Below are 22,227 nucleotides of genomic sequence, written 5' to 3'. Positions count from 1 at the left end.
TTCGTAGTCCTGCCCCCGCACAGTTGATTAGGAAGTACGAGTACCGTAGGTAGGAGTAGTTCCAATCAACCACTGCGCCGAGAGACAGAAATCGGTAACTCGAAGAGTTTGATTTCTTCCTCGCTTCTCGATTTTAAGGCTCGGGCAAAAAAGGTCCACCGTCCAGTTGCTTAGGAAGGGCCTTGCTTCGCAATCCCTATCCGCTACCTCAAAACAGTGTTTTGAGCAATCAACCACTGCGCCAAGAAATAAAAATCAGGCACTCAGAGCGGTTGTTTTTTGAGAATAAAAATAAAGAGTTTGGTTTTAACAGCCAAGCTCTTTTTCTTGTGTCCGCTAGTTTTAATAAAATATAGGGATAAAATTTTATAGCTTCTTCTCTTAATTAAAGAACATTTCAAAGAAGCCTTGACGAGGGCAGGCTTTCTAGATAGACTGAGAGTAAACGTTTACAAACAACAAAATTTAGGAGGTCCTGATGAAATCACATCAACCACGTTATGCTATTCGCAAGTATGCTGTAGGAGCTGCTTCGGTACTGGTTGGCTTTTTTGCCAGTGGTCAAGTTGTAGCAGCAGATACGCCGAGCGTTACAGAAAATCCTGCAACGACTCTTCCGACGCAAGCAAGTGAAGGAGACTTGCCTCCCTCTACTACTGATGAAGCTACTCAGCCAGCAGTAGAAAAACCAATTGTTCCTGCTCCAATCGTCGATCAAAGTCAACCGACCCTACCTGATCGAGAATTACGCGCATCCGATCTTGATCGCTTGATTCGTGAAGAAGCAATCTCTGTCACAGAAGCTGATGTGGCAGCTCAACCGGTAACAGCAACGACTGAAACACCAGCTAAAGATCCAGAGCAAGAAGAAAAATTGGCTAAGAAAAAGGTCATCTCTATCGATGCCGGTCGCAAATACTTCTCACCTGATCAAATCAAGGAAATCATTGATGAAGCTAGTAAGACGGGCTATACCGATTTGCATCTCTTAGTTGGAAATGATGGTTTGCGCTTTGTTCTTGATGATATGTCCTTGCAGGTAGGAGATACGTCCTACTCTAGCCAGGCGGTGAAGGAAGCAGTCGAAAAAGGAACCAAAGCTTATTATGATGATCCAAATGGAACAGCCTTGACTCAGGCTCAAATGGATGACATTTTGGCTTATGCCAAATCCAAGAATATAGGCGTGATTCCAACGATTAATAGCCCAGGGCACATGGATGCAATTCTGACAGCTATGGAGCAATTGGGGATCGAAAACCCTCACTTCAATTACTTTGGTACGAAAAAATCAGAACGGACCGTTGATTTAGACAACCAAAAAGCCCTAGATTTCACCAAAGCCTTGGTGGACAAGTATGCGGCTTATTTCAGTGGCAAGACAGAAATCTTTAACATTGGTTTGGACGAATATGCCAATGATGCAACAGATGCCCATGGTTGGCAAGTCCTTCAAGCCAGCAAGTATTGGCCAGACGAAGGCTATCCAGACAAAGGATACGAAAAATTCATCCAATATGCCAATGATCTAGCGGCTATTGTGAAAAAACACAAGATGAAGCCAATGGCCTTCAACGATGGTATCTACTACAATGGCGATACTTCCTATGGAACTTTTGATAAGGATATCATTGTATCCTACTGGACAGGTGGTTGGAATGGCTATGATGTTGCTTCATCCAAGCTTTTGTCTGAACTAGGCCATCAAATTCTGAATACCAATGATGCTTGGTACTATGTCCTCGGTCGTGACAAAGCTGGATCAGGTTGGTACAATCTTGATCAAGGTCTTGAAGGAATTTCTAAATCAGCGATCGATTCCGTTCAGAAAAATGATGGGGCTAAGGTTCCCTTCATCGGTGGAATGGTAGCTGCCTGGGCAGATACGCCATCCGCAACCTACAAAAAAGAGCTTCTCTTTAAGCTCATGCACGCTTTTGCGGATAAGAATGCGGACTACTTTGTAGCGGATCCTGAAGTCGTTGAAAAAGCTCTGGCGGAAGCTCCAACTGATTTGGACCACTACACACCGGAATCCCTAGTAGCCTTTACAGCAGCAAAAAAGGCGCTGGAAGGAGTAGGAGCAGAGACGACTCGAGCAGAAGCTAAGGAACTAATTGCTTCTCTCAAAGCCGCTCAAGAGTCCTTAGTCTATACAGAAAGCTATGCCAAAGAGTTGGCAGACAAGGAAGCTGCTGAAAAACTAGCTAAGAGCAAGGTGATTTCCATTGACGCAGGACGCAAATACTTCTCATTGGATCAGCTGAAACGAATCGTGGACAAGGCCAGTGAGCTAGGGTACTCTGACTTGCACCTCCTTGTCGGAAACGATGGCATGCGCTTCGTCCTCGATGATATGACGGTGGAAGCCAATGGCAAGACTTATGCCAGCGATGACGTGAAACAGGCCCTTCTCGAAGGAACCAAGGCCTACTATGACGATCCAAATGGTCAAGCCTTGACCCAAGCAGAAATGGACGAATTGTTAGCTTATGCGACTTCTAAAGGAATTGGCTTGATCCCAGCAGTCAATAGTCCAGGTCATATGGATGCTATCTTGGTAGCGATGGAAAAACTAGGTATCGAACATCCGCAAGCGACCTTTGATACGGTTTCCAAGACAACCATGGATCTGACCAACGAAAAAGCAGTCAATTTCACCAAGGCCCTCATTGGCAAGTACATGGATTATTTCAAAGGCAAGTCTAAGATCTTTAACTACGGAACAGACGAATACGCCAATGATGCTACCAATGCCCAAGGCTGGTACTACCTCAAATGGTATGAGCTTTATGGTAAATTTGCGGACTATTCCAATAGTCTGGCAGCCATGGCCCGTGAAAAAGGCTTGCAACCAATGGCCTTTAACGATGGCTTCTACTATGGAGACGAAGATGATGTTTCCTTTGACAAGGACGTCTTGATTTCTTACTGGTCTAAAGGATGGTGGGGCTATAACCTCGCATCACCACAGTACCTAGCAGACAAGGGCTACAAATTCCTCAATACAAACGGGGACTGGTACTATGTTTTGGGCCACAGAGGAGATCAAAGCTATCCACTCGATAAAGCTCTTCAACATTCAGAAACCGTTCCATTTGAACAATTAGCTTCAACCAAATACCCTGATGTGAAATTACCAGTGTCCGGAAGTATGTTGGGAATTTGGGCAGATGAACCAGCTAATGAATACAAGGAAGAAGAAGTCTTCCAGGTCATGGAAGCATTTGCCAACCACAATAAGGACTACTTCAAAGCTGACTATACAGCCCTTCGTGTGGCTCTTGCCAATGTTCCAACCGATCTTTCCATCTACACTGAGGAATCTCGTTCAGCTCTTGCAACGGTGCTAGATCAGTTAAATTGGAAGATCAGTCGTGCTCATCAAGAAAAAGTGGCAGAGCAGGTTGAACAGGTAACTCAAGCTCTCAGTCAATTGAAACCAATCACCCAAGTGGGAAGCCAAGCAGAAAATGATGTCAGAGCCTTGGTAGAAGACAAACCAAGCTTGGAAGTCATTGAAAAAGAACTAGATTTTGAAGTTGTCGAACGGACCAATCCAGAACTAGCCAAGGGTGAACGAAAAGTGGTTCAAACAGGTGTCAAAGGCCAGCAACGTGAATTTGTTGCGGTCTCTGCCCTTGATGAAAGTCGCCAAGTGCTAGGGACAGAAGTATCGAAAGAAGCTGTTGCTGAGATTGTGGAAGTGGGAACCAAGGAGGCAGAAGTAATCACTCCGACTCCAGGTATACAGGATCGTCCTAGTCCTCAACCAGACTTACCTCAAGTTGATCAAGGAGGTCATCATCAAGTAAGACCAGTAACTCCTGAAGTGAAGCCACTTGTGAACGCTCAACCAGCTCCAGTCGCTTCAGAACAAAAAACAGTAGAAGAGGCTAAGCTAACACCGATGCAAGATCAAACACCGTCTAGTCATCAGCTTCCTGAGACTGGACAAGAATCTGTCCTAGGTTTGGCCTTGCTTGGAGCGATCTTAGGAGCAACTGGGATGAGTATCAAAGGACGGAAAGAAGACTAATCAGCCCCCCGATTGAACTAAGTCTTTCTATTTTCCAGACATGGAAAAGGAAAGACTTGGTTCTTTTTTTGTCTCGGAAACTGTACCCGGACAGTTCTCTCTTTTCTGCCTTGTTCAGCTTGGATGAACTTGATAAAATAAAAACATGACACGATACAAAGCAACTATTTCTTACGATGGAACTCTATTTGCAGGTTTCCAACGACAACCGCATGCCCGTAGTGTGCAAGAAGAAATCGAGAAGACCTTGATGCGTCTCAATCAAGGAAATCCTGTGACCATCCATGGAGCAGGCCGGACGGATGCAGGTGTCCATGCCCTTGGACAGGTCATCCATTTTGATCTCCCTCAAGCGCGGGATGAGGAGAAGCTTCGCTTTGCCCTCGATACCCAAACCCCAGAGGATATTGACTTTATCCGGGTGGAGCAAGTAGCAGATGACTTTCATTCACGCTACCGGAAGCACAGCAAGACCTATGAATTTATCGTGGATTATGGTCGTCCCAAGAACCCCATGATGCGCCACTATGCCACCCACTACCCTTATCATTTGGATGTGGCCAAGATGCAAGCAGCCATCCGAAAGTTGGAGGGAACCCATGATTTCACCGGTTTTACAGCTTCGGGTACCAGTGTGGAAGACAAGGTTCGCACGATTACAGAGGCTCGCTTGGACGAGGATGCAGAACATCATCGCCTTATCTTTACCTTTTCGGGCAATGGCTTTCTCTACAAGCAAATCCGCAATATGGTGGGGACCTTGTTGAAGATTGGAAATGATCGGATGCCGATAGAGCAAATCGATCTGATTTTAGAAAAGAAGGACCGCAATCTAGCAGGTCCTACAGCAGCGCCAAATGGCTTATATTTAAAGGAGATCCGTTATGAGTAATGAATTGATTCTAGCTATTTCAGGAAATGATATTTTTAGTGGGGGAGGCCTTCACGCTGACCTGGCCACCTATACAACCAACAAACAACATGGCTTTGTAGCGGTGACTTGTTTGACCGCTATGACCGAGCATGGTTTTGAAGTGATTCCGGTCGATCCGACGACCTTTGCCCAACAGCTCCACTCTCTCAAAGATGTTCCTTTTTCTGCTATTAAACTCGGCCTCTTGCCAAATGTCCAAGTGGCAGACTTAGCCTTGGATTATGTCAAAGCTCATGCCGGTATCCCTGTGGTACTAGACCCTGTCTTGGTCTGCAAGGAAACCCATGACGTGGAAGTGTCAGCCCTTCGAGACGAATTGATCAAGTTCTTCCCTTATGTGACCATCATCACGCCAAACTTACCAGAAGCTGAGATCTTGACTCAAAGCAAGATTCAATCGCTCGACGATATGAAGGAGGCGGCGCGCAAGCTCCATGAATTGGGAGCAGCGACTGTCGTGGTCAAAGGGGGCAACCGCCTTAACAAGGAAAAAGCCATCGATGTCTTTTATGACGGCCAAGACTTTACGGTCTTCGAAGAAGACGTTTTAGAAAAGAATAATACAGGAGCTGGTTGTACCTTTGCCTCTAGCATAGCAAGCCAGTTAGTCCAAGGGAAGGCAACCTTAGAAGCTGTCAAAGCCTCTAAAGACTTTGTCTACCAAGCCATTCAAAAATCAGATCAATATGGAGTAGTTCAATATGACCAATAACCGTACCCAAGTAATCGCGCATTTAGCCATTTTAACCGCCTTGACAGTTGTGCTGGGCTATTACACCAAGTTGCCAACTCCAACCGGGATGGTGACCTTGCTGGATTTAGGCGTTTATTTTACCGCCTTTTATCTGGGGCGCAAAGAAGGAGCAGTGGTCGGTGGTCTTGGAGCCTTTCTCTTAGACCTCCTCTCTGGCTATCCTCAATGGATGTTCTTTAGTCTCCTTTTCCACGGAGCTCAAGGCTACTTTGCTGGCTTTAAAGGAAAAGCCCGTTACATCGGTCTGCTTCTAGGAACGGTTATCATGGTAGGCGGCTATGCCCTAGCATCAGCGCTCTTTTTAGGAAATACCTGGGTAGCGGCCATTGAAGAGGTTCCTCATAATCTGGTTCAAAACTTCGTTGGGATGGCTCTGGGATATGCTCTGTACCATTTCTTGCCAAAGAAGGGGAATTAGAGGATGGAGTTAGAGCAATTAAAAAGAGAAACCCAGGAGATTTTGCTGGATCTTTTATCCAAGGACAATCTGCATCAGGGACAAATCCTCGTATTAGGCCTGTCCACCAGTGAAGTCGCTGGCGCAAGTATCGGGAAGAACTCAAGCCTAGAGATTGGGCAAGCCATTGTGAAAACCATCCTAGATACCCTAACTCCCAAAGGGATTTACTTAGCTGTCCAAGGATGTGAGCATCTTAACCGCGCTCTTGTGGTCGAACGTGAACTAGCAGAAAAGAAAGACTTAGAAATCGTCAATGTACTACCGAGCCTCCATGCGGGTGGTGCCGGACAGTTGGCAGCCTTCGGTTATATGAAAGACCCTGTCGAAGTGGAATATATCACAGCTCAGGCTGGTTTGGACATCGGGGACACTTCTATTGGGATGCATGTCAAGCATGTGCAAGTACCCGTTCGCCCTGTCTTGAAAGAACTGGGTGGCGCTCATGTGACGGCTCTAGCGAGTCGTCCAAAGTTAATCGGTGGGGCGCGTGCTACTTACCAAGAAGATTCGCTTCGGAAATCCTAATAGGAAGGAAACTAGTTCAGGCATGGACTGGTTTTTTTGTTCCGGGACAAATTTTAAGATTGGAAAGGGATTGAAAATCTTTTGGTCTCCAGAAACCACTATAATATTTCTCTAAAAAGAAGCAGTTTTCACAAAACCAGGATGTCCAAAAACTTGCATTTTCGAAGTTTTATGGTAAAATTATAAGGAATGACTATATTATTTTAAGGAGAGACAGAATGTCTGTATCATTTGAAAACAAAGAAACAAACCGCGGAGTATTGACTTTTACCATCAGTCAAGACCAAATTAAACCAGCTTTAGACCGCGTGTTTGAGTCTGTTAAGAAAAACTTGAACGTACCAGGATTCCGTAAAGGTCACCTTCCACGTCCGATCTTCAACCAACGTTTTGGTGAAGAATCACTTTATCAAGATGCTTTGAACGATCTTCTTCCAGCAGCTTATGAATCTGCAGTAAAAGAAGCAGGTCTTGAAGTGGTTGCTCAACCAACTTTTGACGTTGTATCAATGGAAAAAGGTCAAGATTGGACATTGACAGCAAATGTTGTTACAAAACCAGAAGTAAAATTGGGTGCTTACAAAGACCTTGAAGTATCTGTAGAAGTTTCTAAAGAAGTAACAGATGAAGATGTAGATGCACGTATCGAACGCGAACGCAACAACTTGGCTGAATTGGTAATCAAAGAAGGACCAGCAGCTGAAGGTGATACTGTTGTGATCGACTTTGTAGGTTCTGTTGATGGTGTTGAGTTTGACGGAGGAAAAGGAGATAACTTCTCACTTGGACTTGGTTCAGGTCAATTCATCCCAGGTTTCGAAGACCAATTGGTTGGACACTCAGCTGGTGAAACAGTTGATGTCATCGTAACTTTCCCAGAAAACTATCAAGCAACTGACCTTGCAGGTAAAGAAGCAAAATTCGTGACAACGATCCACGAAGTAAAAGCAAAAGAAGTACCAGCTCTTGACGATGAATTGGCAAAAGACATCGACGAAGAAGTTGAAACTCTTGCTGAACTGAAAGAAAAATACCGCAAAGAGTTGGCTGAAGCGAAAGAAGAAGCTTACAAAGATGCAGTTGAGTCAGCAGCAATTGACCTTGCAGTAGAAAACGCAGAAATCATTGACCTTCCAGAAGAAATGATCCATGAAGAAGTACACCGTGCTGTAAATGAATTCCTTGGAAACATGCAACGTCAAGGAATCTCTCCAGACATGTACTTCCAAATCACTGGAACAACTCAAGAAGATCTTCACAAACAATATGAAGCAGATGCAGCAGCACGTACTAAGACAAACCTTGTCGTAGAAGCAGTTGCTAAAGCAGAAGGCTTCGAAGCAACCGACGAAGAAGTAACTGCTGAAATCGAACAATTGGCAGCAGACTACAACATGCCAGTTGAACAAGTTCGTAGCTTGCTTTCACCAGAAATGTTGAAACACGATATCGCTGTGAAGAAAGCTGTTGAAGTGATCACAAGCACTGCGAAAGTAAAATAAAAAGATGATCTTCCATCATGATGGAAAGAAGTCATAAGAGGAAAAGCTGAGGCCATGTGTCCCGGCTTTTCTCTTCTTATTGGCGCGGAATTTTCCTTTGACGAAAGGGGAAAATTATCGTACAATAGAGTGTAACGATAAATGATGTATTCTAGGGGTATCCTCTTTTTTAATGAAAAAGAGTGTTGCCTTGAGATAAAAATGAAGGAGATCTACCTTGGAATTAGAAGTATTTGCTGGACAAGAAAAAAGTGAACTTTCAATGATTGAAGTAGCCCGTGCGATTTTGGAGTCACGTGGCCGTGATCATGAAATGTATTTCAATGACCTGGTCAATGAAATTCAAAACTACCTCGAAAAATCAAACAGTGAAATTCGTGAAGCTCTTCCATTATTCTATACGGAATTGAATGTGGATGGAAGCTTTATCCCACTAGGGGATAACAAATGGGGACTTCGCTCATGGTATGCGATTGATGAGGTAGATGAAGAAATCATCGCTCTTGAAGAAACAGATGAGGACGAAGAACCTAAAAAACGTAAGAAAAAACGTGTCAATGCCTTTATGGACGGAGACGAAGACGCGATCGATTATAATGCGGATGATCCAGAAGACGAAGATGTCTATGAAGCAGATCCAGCGCTTACTTACGATGATGAAAACCCAGAAGATGAGAAGGATGAAGTGGAAGCTTATGACGCTGAAATTAATGAAATCTCACCAGATGAGTTGGATGAGGAAGTTGAGTTAAGTGACGAAGAAGACGAAGAAGATTCTTACGAAGAAGAAGAATAACCCAAAGAGGCTGGGACAAAATTCCTAGCCTCTTTCTATGTTTATTTGGATTGTCGAGCAAGACGCAGTGGTTGAGTGGGCTCTACTACGCTGATTTCATCAGCTTTTATAGCCCTACTCAACTGTGCGGAGGTTGGACGACGAAATCGAATTCTAACGAATTACCGATTTCTGTCCCACTCTCTTTCTTTACTTGAAGAACGCTTCAAGGAGGAGTATAATAAGGGTGTAAGACTGATGTAGCGTAGAAGGAGGAAGGGGATATGGACTGGATACTGAATCAAAGTTTGGTGGATTTGGGGATTGAGACAGTTGTAATCGGAGTGGCCAAACAGGTGGATCCGCAAGCTCCCTTATCTGCAGATTTTTTATCTAAAAAGAAGGAGATGGAAGCTTGGGCCCTGAATTGTGATCTCAGCTCGGTGAAAGAGGAGGCAGTTGTACAAGGATATATCGACTTGTTGAAGGAAGTGGGGCGTAGTGCTAAGAAGAACCCGCCGACTATTCTTGCTTTGATTAAGAATATCCAAAGTCGTGGCTTCCTTCCGACAATCAATAGTGTGATTGATATCTATAATGTTGAATGTCTTCGTTCCTTTCTAGCCATCGGAGGGCATGATTTGGATAAGATACAGGAACCAATCGAGTTTACGATTAGTCAAAGAGAGGATACCTTTTTGCCCATCTTATCAACAGAAAAGCATGTTAGTGAAACCGATCCGGTCTACCGAGATCAACAAGGTATTATGGCCTGGCTAGATGTGAGAGATGGTGAACGCTACAAGATGGAGGAGACGACCTGTAATGTCCTCTTTATCATCCAGGGGAATCGAGCGACCTCTGTAGAGATGCGCTTGGAAGCACTCAATCGGATCAGAGAAGATTTGGCCTCATGCATGTCTGAATTAGAATTTGAAAAGTTTCTGGTTACGCCCCGTGAGACAATTCCAGTCCCTTAAAGAAGTCCTTCAGTAAGGAAGATTTGTCACTATCTGAACAGGAGAGAAAAGTGTAGACTTTGAAAAAAGTTTGAAAAAAATCTTGACAAGAAAGTAGAAGATTGATATACTAGTAAAGTACTCAATCGCGGGGATGGCGGAATTGGCAGACGCGCAGGACTAAGGATCCTGTGACCGCTTTAGGTCGTGAGGGTTCAAGTCCCTCTCTCCGCATCGGATTATCAAGACAGCTTCGGCTGTCTTTTTTGTTTCTCAAGAGTTTTGTGATAGAATAGGTAGGAGGTGAGAAAATGAAGAAGAAGTATCTAATTTTAGCCGATGGCCTACTAGCGCTCTTAGGAAGTGCCATTAATGTTTTTGCTCCGGTCATGATTTTGGCGATGGGGCTTGCTGCTCACAAAGATTTTGGAAGTGCCATTATGGCTTTAAATAGCTGGAACCTCTTTGTCTTTATCCTGGCAATTGTTTCTAGATGGCTCCTCAAAGATGAAAAAAGAATCAAAAAATGGATTCCCAATCTCTTTCTGGTGGCGGGATTTATTCTTTTTCTTACAAATGTACTTGTTAAGTCCTGGATTTTATCGTCTCTTGAAGGTCCCTTGATGTGGCTATTCGGAAAAATCTTTGGGGAAGTTCATGTATTTACCTATTTCTTCTATGCTCAATGGCTTGTAGCAGTACTTCTAGTGATTTGCGGGATTGGTTTTCTCCTTTCATTAAAAAATTTTAAAGCAGAGAATTGAAATGAGGGGGCTTGGGCTCCCTTCTTTTACTTTTCTATGGCCTGTGGAAGTCTTGGAAAAGTAAGCATTCCTCTCATTTATCATAAGAAAGCGCTTAAAGCTACAGGAAAAGCTAGCATTTTCAATGAAAAAGTGATAAAATAAACAATGTAAGTGGTTTAACCACAAAAAATTAGAGGAGGCCTACTACTAATGGCAATCGTTTCAGCAGAAAAATTTGTCCAAGCAGCTCGTGACAATGGTTACGCAGTTGGTGGATTTAACACAAACAACCTTGAGTGGACTCAAGCTATCTTGCGTGCAGCAGAAGCTAAAAAAGCTCCAGTTTTGATCCAAACTTCTATGGGTGCTGCTAAATACATGGGTGGTTACAAAGTAGCTCGCAACATGATCGCTAACCTTGTTGAAGCAATGGGTATCACTGTACCAGTTGCAATCCACTTGGACCATGGTCACTACGAAGATGCTCTTGAGTGTATCGAAGTTGGTTACACTTCAATCATGTTCGACGGATCACACCTTCCAGTTGAAGAAAATCTTAAATTGGCGAAAGAAGTTGTAGAAAAAGCTCACGCTAAAGGTATCTCAGTTGAGGCTGAAGTTGGTACAATCGGTGGTGAAGAAGACGGTATCGTTGGTAAAGGTGAATTGGCACCAATCGAAGATGCTAAAGCAATGGTTGCTACAGGAATTGACTTCTTGGCAGCAGGTATTGGTAACATCCACGGTCCATACCCAGCAAACTGGGAAGGTCTTGACCTTGACCACTTGAAGAAATTGACAGAAGCTCTTCCAGGATTCCCAATCGTATTGCACGGTGGTTCAGGTATCCCTGATGAGCAAATTAAAGAAGCTATCAAACTTGGTGTTGCGAAAGTTAACGTTAACACTGAGTGCCAAATCGCATTCGCTAACGCAACTCGTCAATTCGTACGTGAATACGATGCAAACGAAGCAGAATACGACAAGAAGAAACTCTTCGACCCACGTAAATTCTTGAAACCAGGATTCGAAGCAATCACAGCTTCAGTTGAAGAACGTATCGACGTATTCGGTTCAGAAAACAAAGCTTAATTTCGCTTGAAACGATAGTAACCAGAGGTTTATCCGTAAGGATAAACCTTTTTGATTTCTCTTTTTTGGAAAAATGTTTGTTTCAAACAAATAATGATTGCGATTCTGACAGTTTAAGGTTATAATAAACAAAAACGAAGCAAGTAGGTAGGAAATGAAGAAACAGGAAAGACTGAATGAGATTATCAATCTGGTTAATAAGGCTGGAACCGTTTACGTTCAAGATATAATGGAAAGTATGCAGGTGTCGGATATGACGGTCCGTCGTGATTTGATTGAACTGGAAAAACAGGGGCTGATTATTCGGGTTCGAAACGGAGCTAAAAGTAACCAATTCCTCCCTTCACGAGAACTTCCTCATGAAGAGAAGTTGCTCAAGAATATACTGGCTAAGCGTGAGGTAGCGAAGAAAGCTTGCGAACTGATAAAAGAAGGTGAGAGTATCTTCCTTGGACCGGGGACCTCTGTTGAAGTTCTTTCCGAAGCTATTAATAATAAGGAATTGCGCGTGGTGACCAACTGTCTGCCGATTTTCCAAGAGTTGTTAAAGAAGAAAAGTGATACCTTTAAGGTGATCCTCTTGGGAGGGGAGCTCCGAGAAACCAGTCAAGCTTTTGTCGGCGAGATAACGAACACTCTCATGGAAAGAATGTACTTCCACAAGATGTTTTTCAGTGGGAACGGCATAGTGGATGGACGCGTTCTAACATCTTCTTTCGAAGAAGCCTATACGCAAAAGTTGGCTTTAGAACGTTCTTCCGAAGCCTACCTACTGATTGATTCCTCCAAGATTGGTAAAGAAGACTTTACCTCTATCTGCTCCTTAAAGAAAGTGACGGCAGTGATAACGGACGATGCATCTGAGAAAGCACATGAAGAATTAGAGGAGTATACACGAGTGATTGTATAAATGATGAACTGAAAAAAGAGAGAATCATTCTCTCTTTTTGTTTGTTATAAACAGAATAAGATTGAAAATTAAAACAAAAATGAAAAAAATAAACAAATATAGTTGACAACAAACAAAATTAGCGCTATACTATGTTTGTGAACAACAAAACGAAGTCGGATGAAGAAAGAGGAGAACTTTCTTTGTTGACGGAAATATAAAAAGGAGAATCATATGGCAATTGTAGTTGGTGCGGATGCAGCAGGTATTCGCTTAAAAGAAGTAGTCAAAGAATATTTGGAAGCAGAAGGTTTCCAAGTAGTGGATGTGACAGAAGAAGGGCAAGACTTTGTCGATGTGACTTTGGCTGTCGCTAAGGAAGTCAAACAAGCAGAAGACAATCTTGGTATCGTCATTGATGCCTATGGAGCAGGTCCTTTCATGGTCGCAACTAAAATTAAAGGAATGGTTGCGGCAGAAGTTTCAGATGAGCGTTCAGCTTATATGACTCGTGGTCATAACAATTCTCGCATGATCACCATGGGTGCTCAAATCGTGGGTGACCAATTGGCGAAAAATATTGCCAAGGGATTTGTTAACGGTAAGTATGACGGTGGTCGCCACCAAATCCGTGTGGATATGCTCAACAAGATGTGCTAAAGGGAGGAGTAAAAGAATGAAAATTGCAATTGGATGTGACCATATTGTCACGAATGAAAAAATGGCTGTTTCTGAATTTTTGAAATCAAAAGGTTATGAAGTCCTTGATTTCGGAACCTATGACCATGCTCGCACCCACTACCCAATTTTTGGGAAAAAAGTCGGAGAAGCTGTAGCTAGTGGTCTTGCAGATTTTGGAGTATGTATCTGTGGAACTGGCGTTGGGATTAACAACGCGGTTAACAAGGTCCCTGGAATCCGTTCAGCCTTGGTCCGCGATATGACAACTGCACTTTATGCCAAAGAAGAACTCAATGCCAACGTCATTGGTTTCGGTGGGAAAGTAACTGGTGAATTGCTCATGTGCGATATTATTGAAGCTTTCATTCATGCAGAATACAAACCAAGTGAAGAAAACAAGAAATTGATCGCCAAGATTCAACATTTGGAAACCCACAACGACCATCAAGAAGATGAGGATTTCTTCACAGAATTCCTTGAAAAATGGGATCGTGGTGAATACCACGACTAAGAGGTGGGATTATGATCTTAACAGTAACCATGAACCCATCTATTGACATTTCCTATCCATTAGAAACCTTACAATTGGATACGGTCAATCGAGTAGGCAAGGTAAGCAAAACTGCAGGAGGTAAGGGACTCAATGTCACACGGGTCCTAGCAGAGATTGGAGATCCTGTCTCAGCGACTGGTCTGGTTGGCGGTTCAACAGGCCAATTTATCTTGGAACATCTGGATCAGAAGATCGGCAAAGAATTCTTTGAAATTCAAGGGGAGACCCGCAATTGTATTGCTATTCTCCACGAAGGGCAACAAACTGAAATCCTGGAAAAAGGTCCATCTGTTTCTGAAGAAGAAGGGAAAGCCTTTCTGTCTCACTTTGAAGCTTTGCTTCCAGCTGTAACAGTTGTTGTTATCTCAGGAAGTTTACCAGCTGGGTTACCAGTTGATTATTATGTGAAATTGGTCGAGCGTGCTAAGAAGGCAGGAAAACCAGTCGTTCTGGATTGCTCAGGTGCTTCCTTAGAAAAAGCTCTAGCAGCCCCTATTAAACCAACGGTTATCAAGCCAAATAATGAAGAATTGTCCCAATTACTGGGCTATGAGGTGACCAAGGATTTTGATCAATTAAAAGAAGTTCTTCAAACTGACTTATTTGAAGGCATTGACTGGATCATCGTCTCCCTAGGAGCTGACGGTGCCTTTGCCAAACACGGAGATGTCTTCTATAAAGTGGATATTCCAAAAATTGAAGTCGTCAACCCAGTGGGCTCTGGTGATTCAACGGTTGCTGGGATTGCCTCAGCTCTCTATCATCAGGAAGATGACCAAGCGCTTTTAACCAAAGCCAATGTCCTTGGCATGTTGAATGCTCAAGAAGCAACGACAGGCCATATCAATATTCATCACTATGATGATTTGTATCAACAGATAAATGTAAAAGAGGTATAAGATGGTATTAACAGAACAAAAACGCAACTATTTAGAAAAATTGAGCACCAAAGAGGGTGTGATCTCTGCCTTGGCTTTTGACCAACGCGGTGCCTTGAAACGTCTCATGGCTCAGTATCAAGATACAGAACCAACAGTGGCTCAAATGGAAGAATTGAAGGTCTTGGTGGCTGAAGAATTGACTCCATTCGCATCTTCTATGCTCTTGGACCCTGAGTATGGACTTCCAGCGGCCAAGGTCTTGGATGCAGAAGCAGGGCTTTTGTTGGCATATGAAAAAACAGGCTATGACACTTCTAGCACCAAGCGTCTGCCAGACTGCCTCAACCTTTGGTCAGCTAAACGCATCAAAGAGCAGGGTGCAGATGCAGTGAAATTCTTGCTCTACTATGATGTGGATAGTGCAGACGAACTCAACCAAGAAAAACAAGCCTACATCGAACGCATCGGTTCAGAATGTGCGGCAGAAGAAATTCCATTCTTCCTTGAAATCTTGGCTTACGATGAAACAATCGCTGATGCCGGTTCTGTAGAATACGCTAAAGTGAAACCTCGCAAGGTCATCGAAGCGATGAAAGTCTTCTCAGACCCACGCTTCAACATCGATGTCTTGAAAGTAGAAGTGCCAGTCAATGTCAAATATGTAGAAGGATTTGGCGATGGAGAAATTGTGCATAGTCGTGAGGAAGCTGCGGCCTTCTTTAAAGAACAAGAAGAAGCAACCAACCTTCCATACATCTACTTGAGTGCAGGTGTTTCTGCCAAACTCTTCCAAGAAACTCTAGTCTTTGCGCATGAAGCAGGCGCAAACTTCAACGGGGTTCTTTGCGGACGTGCAACTTGGGCTGGATCTGTAGAAGCCTACATCAAGAATGGGGAAGCTGCAGCTCGTGAATGGTTGCGTACCGAAGGTCGTCGCAACATTGAAGAACTCAACCAAGTCTTGGACCAAGTCGCAACTTCTTGGAAAGAGCGTATTTAAAAGTGTAGACCACTCCTTTAACGATGGGCGTTCAAATTTCCTTGAAGAGCCCAGAGAAGACAGCTATAAACAGCTATTTGTTAGGAAAAAACAAAAAAGTTAAAAAGTTGTTAAGAAAGGGTTTACAAAAACAAAAGCGTATGCTATACTTAGTCCATAAGTGAATACAAGGTGAGTGTTAGTAAGTTAGATTACGCATGATCACAGATGAATCGGGGAGAACCCTCTCTGATCTCATTTGTGGTCATTTTTTATACCCTAAACCTTAAATAAACTAGCAAGGAGAGTACCATGTATCGGATTTTAAATCCACTCAATCACAATGTTGCTCTGGTGAGAAATGACAAAGGGGAAGAACTGATTGTCATTGGAAAAGGAATTGTTTTTGGGAAAAAGAAGGGCGACCTAGTCCCTAAAGAAAAGGTAGAAAAGCTCTTTCGGATGAAAACAGAGGAATCCCGAGAGAACTTTATGACCCTGCTAAAAGATGTTCCGTTAGACTTCATCACAGTGACCTACGAGATGATTGATTACTTGATCAAAAAGTATCACTATCCCGTTCAAGAATATATCTATGTGACCTTGACCGACCACATGTTTTGCTCTTACCAAGCAATGACCCAAGGCAGGTATAAGGAAAGTAATCTTTTGGATATCTCGGAGAACTATCCAGTGGCTTTTGAGATTGCCAAAGAGGCAGTAGATATCTATCGGGAGAAGCTCACAACTAGCTTCCCTGAAGATGAGATCACTCGCATCGCCTATCATTTCATCAACGCAGAAGGTGAAAATGGATTGGAAATCGTGGATTCCATGGACCAGCGCAAAGAAATCTTAAAAGGTGTGGAAGAGGTTTTGGATAGTTACTCAATCAAACGAACCGAGACCAACAATAACTTTTATGATCGCTTCATGATTCATCTCAACTACTTCTTGGATTACCTGGATCGCAATCGAGACGATAATCAATCACTTCTAGATATGGAGGAGCACATCAAAAGCTCCTATCCCAAAGCCTTTGAGATTGGTTCCAAGATTTATGATGTGATTTCTAGGGAGACTGGAGTTGACTTGTACAAGAGCGAACGGGTCTATCTTGTCTTACACATTCAACGATTATTGTAACAACTTTTAAAAATTAAGAAATTCAAATTGGAGGAATTGGTCATGACCAAAGAAGAAATGACACTATTAGGTTTTGAGATCGTTGCCTATGCAGGGGATGCTCGCTCTAAACTTTTGGAGGCCCTCAAGGCAGCTGAGAAGGGTGACTTCGCTCAAGCGGAAAGCTTGGTAGAAGAAGCAGGAAGCTGCATCGCAGAGGCTCACAAGTCTCAAACAACTATGCTAGCGCAAGAAGCAGCCGGAGAAGACCTCCCTTACAGCATTACCATGATGCATGGGCAGGACCACTTAATGACAACGATCCTATTAAAAGATGTGATTCATCATCTCATTGAACTATACAAAAGAGGAGTAAAATAATGCATAAATTAATTGAATTTATTGAAAAAAAGAAACCTTTCTTTGAAAAATTATCGCGGAATATTTATCTCCGCGCCATCCGTGATGGCTTTATTGCGGGAATGCCAGTCATTCTCTTTTCAAGTATCTTTATCTTGATTGCCTTCGTACCAAACTCATGGGGCTTCCAATGGTCTGATGATGTAGTGGGCTTCTTGATGAAACCTTACAGCTATTCCATGGGGATCCTTGCTCTATTGGTAGCAGGAACAACAGCCAAGTCCTTAACAGACTCTGTCAATCGTAATATGGAAAAAACCAATCAAATCAACTATATGTCAACACTTTTGGCAGCAATCGTTGGTTTGTTGATGCTGGCTGCTGACCCAATTGAAGGTGGTATTTCTACAGGTTTCCTTGGAACAAAAGGTTTGCTTTCTGCTTTCCTTGCGGCCTTTGTTACTGTTAATATTTACAAGGTCTGTGTGAAAAACAATGTTACCATCCGCATGCCGGACGAAGTTCCACCGAATATCTCTCAAGTTTTTAAAGATGTGATTCCATTCACACTCTCAGTTGTTTCTCTTTATGCTCTTGATTTGATTGTTCGTCATATTGACGGGGCAAGTGTGGCCGAATCGATTGGTAAACTCTTCGCTCCTCTCTTCTCTGCAGCAGATGGCTATGTAGGAATTACCATTATCTTTGGGGCCTTTGCTTTCTTCTGGTTTGTTGGGATTCACGGACCATCTATTGTTGAACCTGCTATTGCAGCGATTACTTACGCAAATGCCGAAGTTAACTTGAATTTGCTAAAAGAAGGGATGCATGCGGATAAGATTCTCACTTCTGGTACGCAAATGTTTATCGTTACCATGGGTGGAACAGGTGCGACCCTAGTAGTTCCATTTATGTTTATGTGGCTATGTAAATCGAAACGAAATCGTGCTATTGGACGTGCATCAGTCGTTCCTACTTTCTTCGGTGTAAACGAGCCAATCTTGTTCGGTGCACCACTTGTATTGAACCCAATCTTCTTTATTCCATTTATCTTTGCGCCAATCGCTAACGTTTGGATCTTCAAGTTTTTTATTGAAACGCTTGGGATGAACTCATTCACGACCAACCTTCCATGGACTACTCCAGCACCACTTGGACAAATCTTGGGTACGAACTTCCAAGTCTTGTCCTTTATCTTGGCGGCCCTCCTGATTGTTGTAGACGTTGCTATTTACTATCCATTCCTCAAGGTTTATGATGAGCAGATTCTTGAAGAAGAACGCTCTGGTAAAGCAAACGATGAATTAAAAGAAAAAGTAGCTGCAAACTTCAATACTGCCAAAGCAGACGCTATTCTTGAAAAAGCAGGTGTTGAAGATGCACCAGCTGAAAATACGATTACAGAAGAAACAAACGTCTTGGTTCTCTGTGCAGGTGGAGGAACCAGTGGCCTCCTTGCCAATGCCTTGAATAAGGCTGCAGCTGAATATAAGGTTCCTGTCAAAGCGGCAGCAGGTGGTTACGGTGCCCACCGTGAAATGTTGCCAGAGTTTGATCTAGTCATCTTAGCTCCTCAGGTTGCTTCAAACTTCGAAGATATGAAGGCAGAAACAGACAAGTTGGGCATCAAACTGGCTAAGACAGAAGGTGCTCAGTACATTAAACTAACACGTGATGGACAAGGTGCTCTCGCCTTTGTTCAAGCTCAATTTGAAGAATAAGAACTAAGAACTAAGAAGTGAGATGGAGATGGATGGCTCACTAGCTCCTCTCCTCTCACTTTTCATTTGATTCAATCAAGAAATAGGTGAAATAATGACAAAAACACTTCCTAAAGATTTTATTTTTGGTGGGGCAACGGCTGCCTATCAAGCAGAAGGTGCTACTCATACTGATGGAAAAGGTCCAGTTGCTTGGGACAAATACTTAGCTGATAACTATTGGTATACAGCAGAACCAGCAAGTGATTTCTACCACAAATATCCAGTAGATCTTCAATTGGCTGAAGAATACGGTGTCAATGGCATCCGGATTTCCATCGCTTGGTCGCGGATCTTCCCAACTGGCTACGGGGAAGTCAATCCTAAAGGGGTTGAATTCTACCACAATCTATTTGCGGAATGCCACAAACGCCATGTGGAGCCTTTTGTAACCCTCCATCACTTTGATACACCAGAAGCTCTTCATTCAAATGGAGATTTCTTGAATCGTGAAAACATCCAACACTTTGTAGATTATGCTGCCTTCTGTTTTGAAGAATTCCCAGAAGTTAACTATTGGACAACCTTCAATGAAATTGGTCCCATCGGTGATGGTCAGTACCTGGTAGGTAAATTCCCGCCAGGAATCCAGTATGATCTTGCCAAAGTTTTCCAATCACACCATAATATGATGATTTCGCACGCCCGTGCTGTGAAATTGTACAAAGACAAAGGTTATGCGGGTGAAATTGGTGTCGTACATGCTCTTCCAACTAAGTATCCTTTGGATCCGAAAAATCCAGCAGATGTTCGTGCGGCTGAGTTGGAAGATATCATCCACAACAAATTTATCTTGGATGCTACTTACCTTGGACACTACTCAGATGCAACCATGGAAGGGGTAAACCACATCTTATCAGTAAATGGTGGTAGCTTGGATCTTCGTGACGAAGACTTTGTAGCGCTTGAAGCAGCTAAAGATTTGAACGACTTCCTTGGAATTAACTACTACATGAGTGACTGGATGGAAGCATTTGATGGTGAAACTGAAATCATCCACAACGGTAAAGGGGAAAAAGGAAGCTCTAAGTACCAAATTAAATGTGTTGGTCGTCGTGTAGCTCCTGACTATGTACCTCGCACTGACTGGGACTGGATCATCTACCCTCAAGGTTTGTATGATCAAATCATGCGTGTCAAGAAAGATTATCCAAACTACAAGAAGATCTACATCACCGAAAACGGACTGGGATACAAAGATGAATTTGTGGACAACACTGTTTACGATGATGGCCGGATTGATTATGTGAAGCAACACTTGGAAGTCTTGTCCGATGCGATTGCGGATGGAGCAAATGTTAAAGGATACTTCATCTGGTCTCTTATGGACGTCTTCTCTTGGTCAAATGGTTACGAAAAACGCTATGGTCTCTTTTATGTGGACTTTGAAACGCAAGAACGTTATCCTAAGAAATCTGCACATTGGTACAAGAAAGTAGCAGAAAGCCAAGTGATTGAATAAAGAAATAAACATGTAAGAAGGTCTATCCGCAAGGATAAGCCTTTTTGTTGGTATTGGAGGTGATTATTTATCTCTTTTATAATTGCAACAAAGATTTCTAAGTCGTATTGCTAAAATACTCTAAAACTTGTACAATAACGCTATGAAAAAATTTAAACAGTGGAGTTGGATCCTTTGTGGCTTTCTTATCCTCTTTTTAGGTGCTACATTTGTTTTTCATCAATTCAGTTTACGAAATGAAAGTAAGCTTCTCATGCCTATAGGTAAGAAGGTTGTAGTCAATGGACATCAAATGAATGTATACATTAAAGGTGAAGGATCTGAAACGGTAGTATTTCTTTCAGGTGCAGGTATTGCTTCACCTATATTAGACTTTAAGAATCTAACAGATTCCCTATCCAAAAAATACAAAGTAGTCGTCGTAGAGCGAGCGGGATATGGTTTTAGTGAAGATAGTAATCAATCAAGAGATGTGATGACGGTTCTTTCTGAGACCCGTCAAGCTTTGTCTCAAGCCGAAGTTTCGGGGCCTTATGTGATTGTTTCTCATTCAATGGCTAGCCTTGAGAGCCTTGCTTGGCAAGAGAAATATCCTAATGAAGTGAAAGCCTTGGTTGGTCTGGATTGGGCATTACCAGCAAGTTATGAGGATTTAAAGGATAATCAGGCCTTGCTTACTGTGGCTTATTGGAGCAGTAAGATTGGCTTATTACGCTATTTCCCTGAGTTCTTTTATATAAAAAATCCAACTCTGACTGAAACTGAACGACAACAATATAAATTACTAGCATATAAGCAGTTGATGTCACAAGCCATGCTTCATGAATCCCGTTTGGCAAAGGAAAATGCTAAGAAAGTTCCATCTAGCATTAATCCGAAAATTCCAGCCTTACTCCTGGTTTCTAACGGTGAAGGCACGACCTTTAGCCAATCAGAGTGGCAACGTTATGCAGAGAGATTTGCAAGCGACCAGTCTAATGTTCAAGTTGACTATATGGATGCGCCTCACGACCTCTATCATTATCAAAGCGATGCTATTGTTTCTCGTATTAAAGAATTTTTAGAGAATAATTGAGGGCTTAAAAATTCATTGAGACTGATGATAATAATTAAATGCTGAAGGATTAACAGTAGAATCGTTAATTTTCTCGATTAAAAAAATTCTTTTTCTTAACAATAAACCTTCTCGTGAGGGTGGTTTTTTTGGTGTCTTAAGGAAACTATTTAACAGAATTTTTGATTAAAAGTTTCATTTTAAGAGAGAAATCTCTAATTTCATAATCAATAAGCAAACGCTTGCAGTCCTATTTTTATTAGATTATAATAGGTTGGTATAAAGCCTTCTGTAATAATATTGAAAAAGTGTAGAAAGTAAGGATTTAGAATATTTGTAGTCAAAAATACAATGTTGCTTCTTACGATAGGGAGATAGATATGGCAATGATAGAAGTGGAACATCTTCAGAAAAATTTTGTGAAGACAGTAAAGGAGCCAGGTTTGAAGGGGGCTTTGCGTTCCTTTATTCATCCTGAAAAGCAGACCTTTGAAGCGGTCAAGGATTTGACTTTCGAAGTACCCAAGGGGCAGATTCTAGGCTTTATCGGAGCCAATGGGGCTGGGAAGTCGACAACCATCAAAATGCTAACAGGGATTTTGAAACCAACATCTGGTTTTTGTCGAATTAATGGCAAGATTCCGCAGGACAATCGCCAGGATTATGTCAAGGATATTGGAGTAGTCTTCGGACAACG

The 22,227-nt window shown here is 42.6% G+C and carries 21 protein-coding genes and 1 tRNA gene; all 22 read left to right on the top strand.

The window, feature by feature from the left end; all coding sequences use genetic code 11:
- Positions 1–478 precede the first annotated feature (478 nt).
- A complete protein-coding gene (locus DW930_RS08380) occupies positions 479–4,039 on the top strand; it encodes a family 20 glycosylhydrolase (RefSeq protein ID WP_123159774.1) in 3,561 nt (1,186 codons plus the stop codon).
- 145 nt (positions 4,040–4,184) lie between these two features.
- Positions 4,185–4,931, top strand: a complete 747-nt coding sequence (gene truA, locus DW930_RS08375) for a tRNA pseudouridine(38-40) synthase TruA (protein ID WP_123159773.1) — start codon at positions 4,185–4,187, stop codon at positions 4,929–4,931.
- Positions 4,924–5,685: a bifunctional hydroxymethylpyrimidine kinase/phosphomethylpyrimidine kinase gene (locus tag DW930_RS08370; RefSeq protein WP_123159772.1), complete on the top strand. Its 762-nt coding sequence runs from the start codon at positions 4,924–4,926 to the stop codon at positions 5,683–5,685. Before truA ends, DW930_RS08370 begins: the two co-directional genes overlap by 8 nt.
- Positions 5,675–6,145, top strand: coding sequence for an ECF transporter S component (locus DW930_RS08365; RefSeq protein WP_048691530.1), 471 nt, complete (start codon positions 5,675–5,677; stop codon positions 6,143–6,145). Before DW930_RS08370 ends, DW930_RS08365 begins: the two co-directional genes overlap by 11 nt.
- Positions 6,146–6,148: 3 nt before the next feature.
- Positions 6,149–6,712 carry a TIGR01440 family protein gene (locus tag DW930_RS08360; protein WP_123159771.1) on the top strand — a complete coding sequence of 188 codons (564 nt, stop codon included), beginning with the start codon at positions 6,149–6,151 and terminating at the stop codon, positions 6,710–6,712.
- A 218-nt stretch (positions 6,713–6,930) separates the two neighbouring features.
- On the top strand, positions 6,931–8,214 hold the full coding sequence (gene tig / locus DW930_RS08355; RefSeq protein WP_123159770.1) for a trigger factor: 1,284 nt from the start codon (positions 6,931–6,933) through the stop codon (positions 8,212–8,214).
- A gap of 217 nt (positions 8,215–8,431) precedes the next feature.
- On the top strand, positions 8,432–9,010 hold the full coding sequence (rpoE, locus tag DW930_RS08350; protein WP_006595011.1) for a DNA-directed RNA polymerase subunit delta: 579 nt from the start codon (positions 8,432–8,434) through the stop codon (positions 9,008–9,010).
- Positions 9,011–9,273: 263 nt separating this feature from the next.
- Positions 9,274–9,969, top strand: a complete 696-nt coding sequence (locus tag DW930_RS08345) for a phenylalanine--tRNA ligase beta subunit-related protein (RefSeq protein WP_123159769.1) — start codon at positions 9,274–9,276, stop codon at positions 9,967–9,969.
- 127 nt (positions 9,970–10,096) lie between these two features.
- Positions 10,097–10,182, top strand: a tRNA-Leu gene (locus DW930_RS08340).
- Between the two features lie 77 nt (positions 10,183–10,259).
- A complete protein-coding gene (locus DW930_RS08335; RefSeq protein WP_123159768.1) occupies positions 10,260–10,712 on the top strand; it encodes a hypothetical protein in 453 nt (150 codons plus the stop codon).
- A gap of 192 nt (positions 10,713–10,904) precedes the next feature.
- Positions 10,905–11,786 carry a class II fructose-bisphosphate aldolase gene (locus DW930_RS08330; RefSeq protein WP_048789867.1) on the top strand — a complete coding sequence of 294 codons (882 nt, stop codon included), beginning with the start codon at positions 10,905–10,907 and terminating at the stop codon, positions 11,784–11,786.
- 154 nt (positions 11,787–11,940) lie between these two features.
- On the top strand, positions 11,941–12,696 hold the full coding sequence (locus DW930_RS08325; RefSeq protein WP_023027661.1) for a DeoR/GlpR family DNA-binding transcription regulator: 756 nt from the start codon (positions 11,941–11,943) through the stop codon (positions 12,694–12,696).
- A gap of 213 nt (positions 12,697–12,909) precedes the next feature.
- Positions 12,910–13,335 carry a galactose-6-phosphate isomerase subunit LacA gene (gene lacA / locus DW930_RS08320; protein ID WP_006595007.1) on the top strand — a complete coding sequence of 142 codons (426 nt, stop codon included), beginning with the start codon at positions 12,910–12,912 and terminating at the stop codon, positions 13,333–13,335.
- Between the two features lie 16 nt (positions 13,336–13,351).
- Positions 13,352–13,867 carry a galactose-6-phosphate isomerase subunit LacB gene (gene lacB, locus DW930_RS08315; RefSeq protein ID WP_023027663.1) on the top strand — a complete coding sequence of 172 codons (516 nt, stop codon included), beginning with the start codon at positions 13,352–13,354 and terminating at the stop codon, positions 13,865–13,867.
- An 11-nt stretch (positions 13,868–13,878) separates the two neighbouring features.
- On the top strand, positions 13,879–14,808 hold the full coding sequence (locus DW930_RS08310) for a tagatose-6-phosphate kinase (protein ID WP_117745227.1): 930 nt from the start codon (positions 13,879–13,881) through the stop codon (positions 14,806–14,808).
- A 1-nt stretch (position 14,809) separates the two neighbouring features.
- On the top strand, positions 14,810–15,790 hold the full coding sequence (lacD, locus tag DW930_RS08305) for a tagatose-bisphosphate aldolase (protein ID WP_123159767.1): 981 nt from the start codon (positions 14,810–14,812) through the stop codon (positions 15,788–15,790).
- A 291-nt stretch (positions 15,791–16,081) separates the two neighbouring features.
- The gene (locus tag DW930_RS08300) at positions 16,082–16,915 is read left to right on the top strand and encodes a transcription antiterminator (RefSeq protein ID WP_123159766.1); all 834 of its coding nucleotides are present in this window, start codon (positions 16,082–16,084) and stop codon (positions 16,913–16,915) included.
- A 42-nt stretch (positions 16,916–16,957) separates the two neighbouring features.
- Positions 16,958–17,275: a PTS lactose/cellobiose transporter subunit IIA gene (locus tag DW930_RS08295; protein WP_117745228.1), complete on the top strand. Its 318-nt coding sequence runs from the start codon at positions 16,958–16,960 to the stop codon at positions 17,273–17,275.
- Positions 17,275–18,975, top strand: coding sequence for a lactose-specific PTS transporter subunit EIIC (locus tag DW930_RS08290; RefSeq protein WP_023027669.1), 1,701 nt, complete (start codon positions 17,275–17,277; stop codon positions 18,973–18,975). The genes DW930_RS08295 and DW930_RS08290 overlap by 1 nt, the downstream gene beginning before the upstream one ends.
- A 94-nt stretch (positions 18,976–19,069) precedes the next feature.
- The gene (lacG, locus tag DW930_RS08285; protein ID WP_123159765.1) at positions 19,070–20,476 is read left to right on the top strand and encodes a 6-phospho-beta-galactosidase; all 1,407 of its coding nucleotides are present in this window, start codon (positions 19,070–19,072) and stop codon (positions 20,474–20,476) included.
- Positions 20,477–20,618: 142 nt separating this feature from the next.
- Entirely contained in the window at positions 20,619–21,551 is a 933-nt protein-coding gene (locus DW930_RS08280) for an alpha/beta hydrolase (protein ID WP_165851219.1), read from the top strand.
- A gap of 359 nt (positions 21,552–21,910) precedes the next feature.
- Positions 21,911–22,227: ATP-binding cassette domain-containing protein (locus DW930_RS08270; RefSeq protein ID WP_123159908.1), on the top strand; the 317-nt coding region annotated here is incomplete at its 3' end.

The organism is Streptococcus sp. AM43-2AT, assembly GCF_003603405.1.
In the GTDB taxonomy this organism is placed as follows: Bacteria; Bacillota; Bacilli; order Lactobacillales; family Streptococcaceae; genus Streptococcus; species Streptococcus ilei.
The sequence above is the reverse complement of the archived record's forward strand: the minus strand, read 5'-3'. Positions and strand labels throughout refer to the sequence as shown.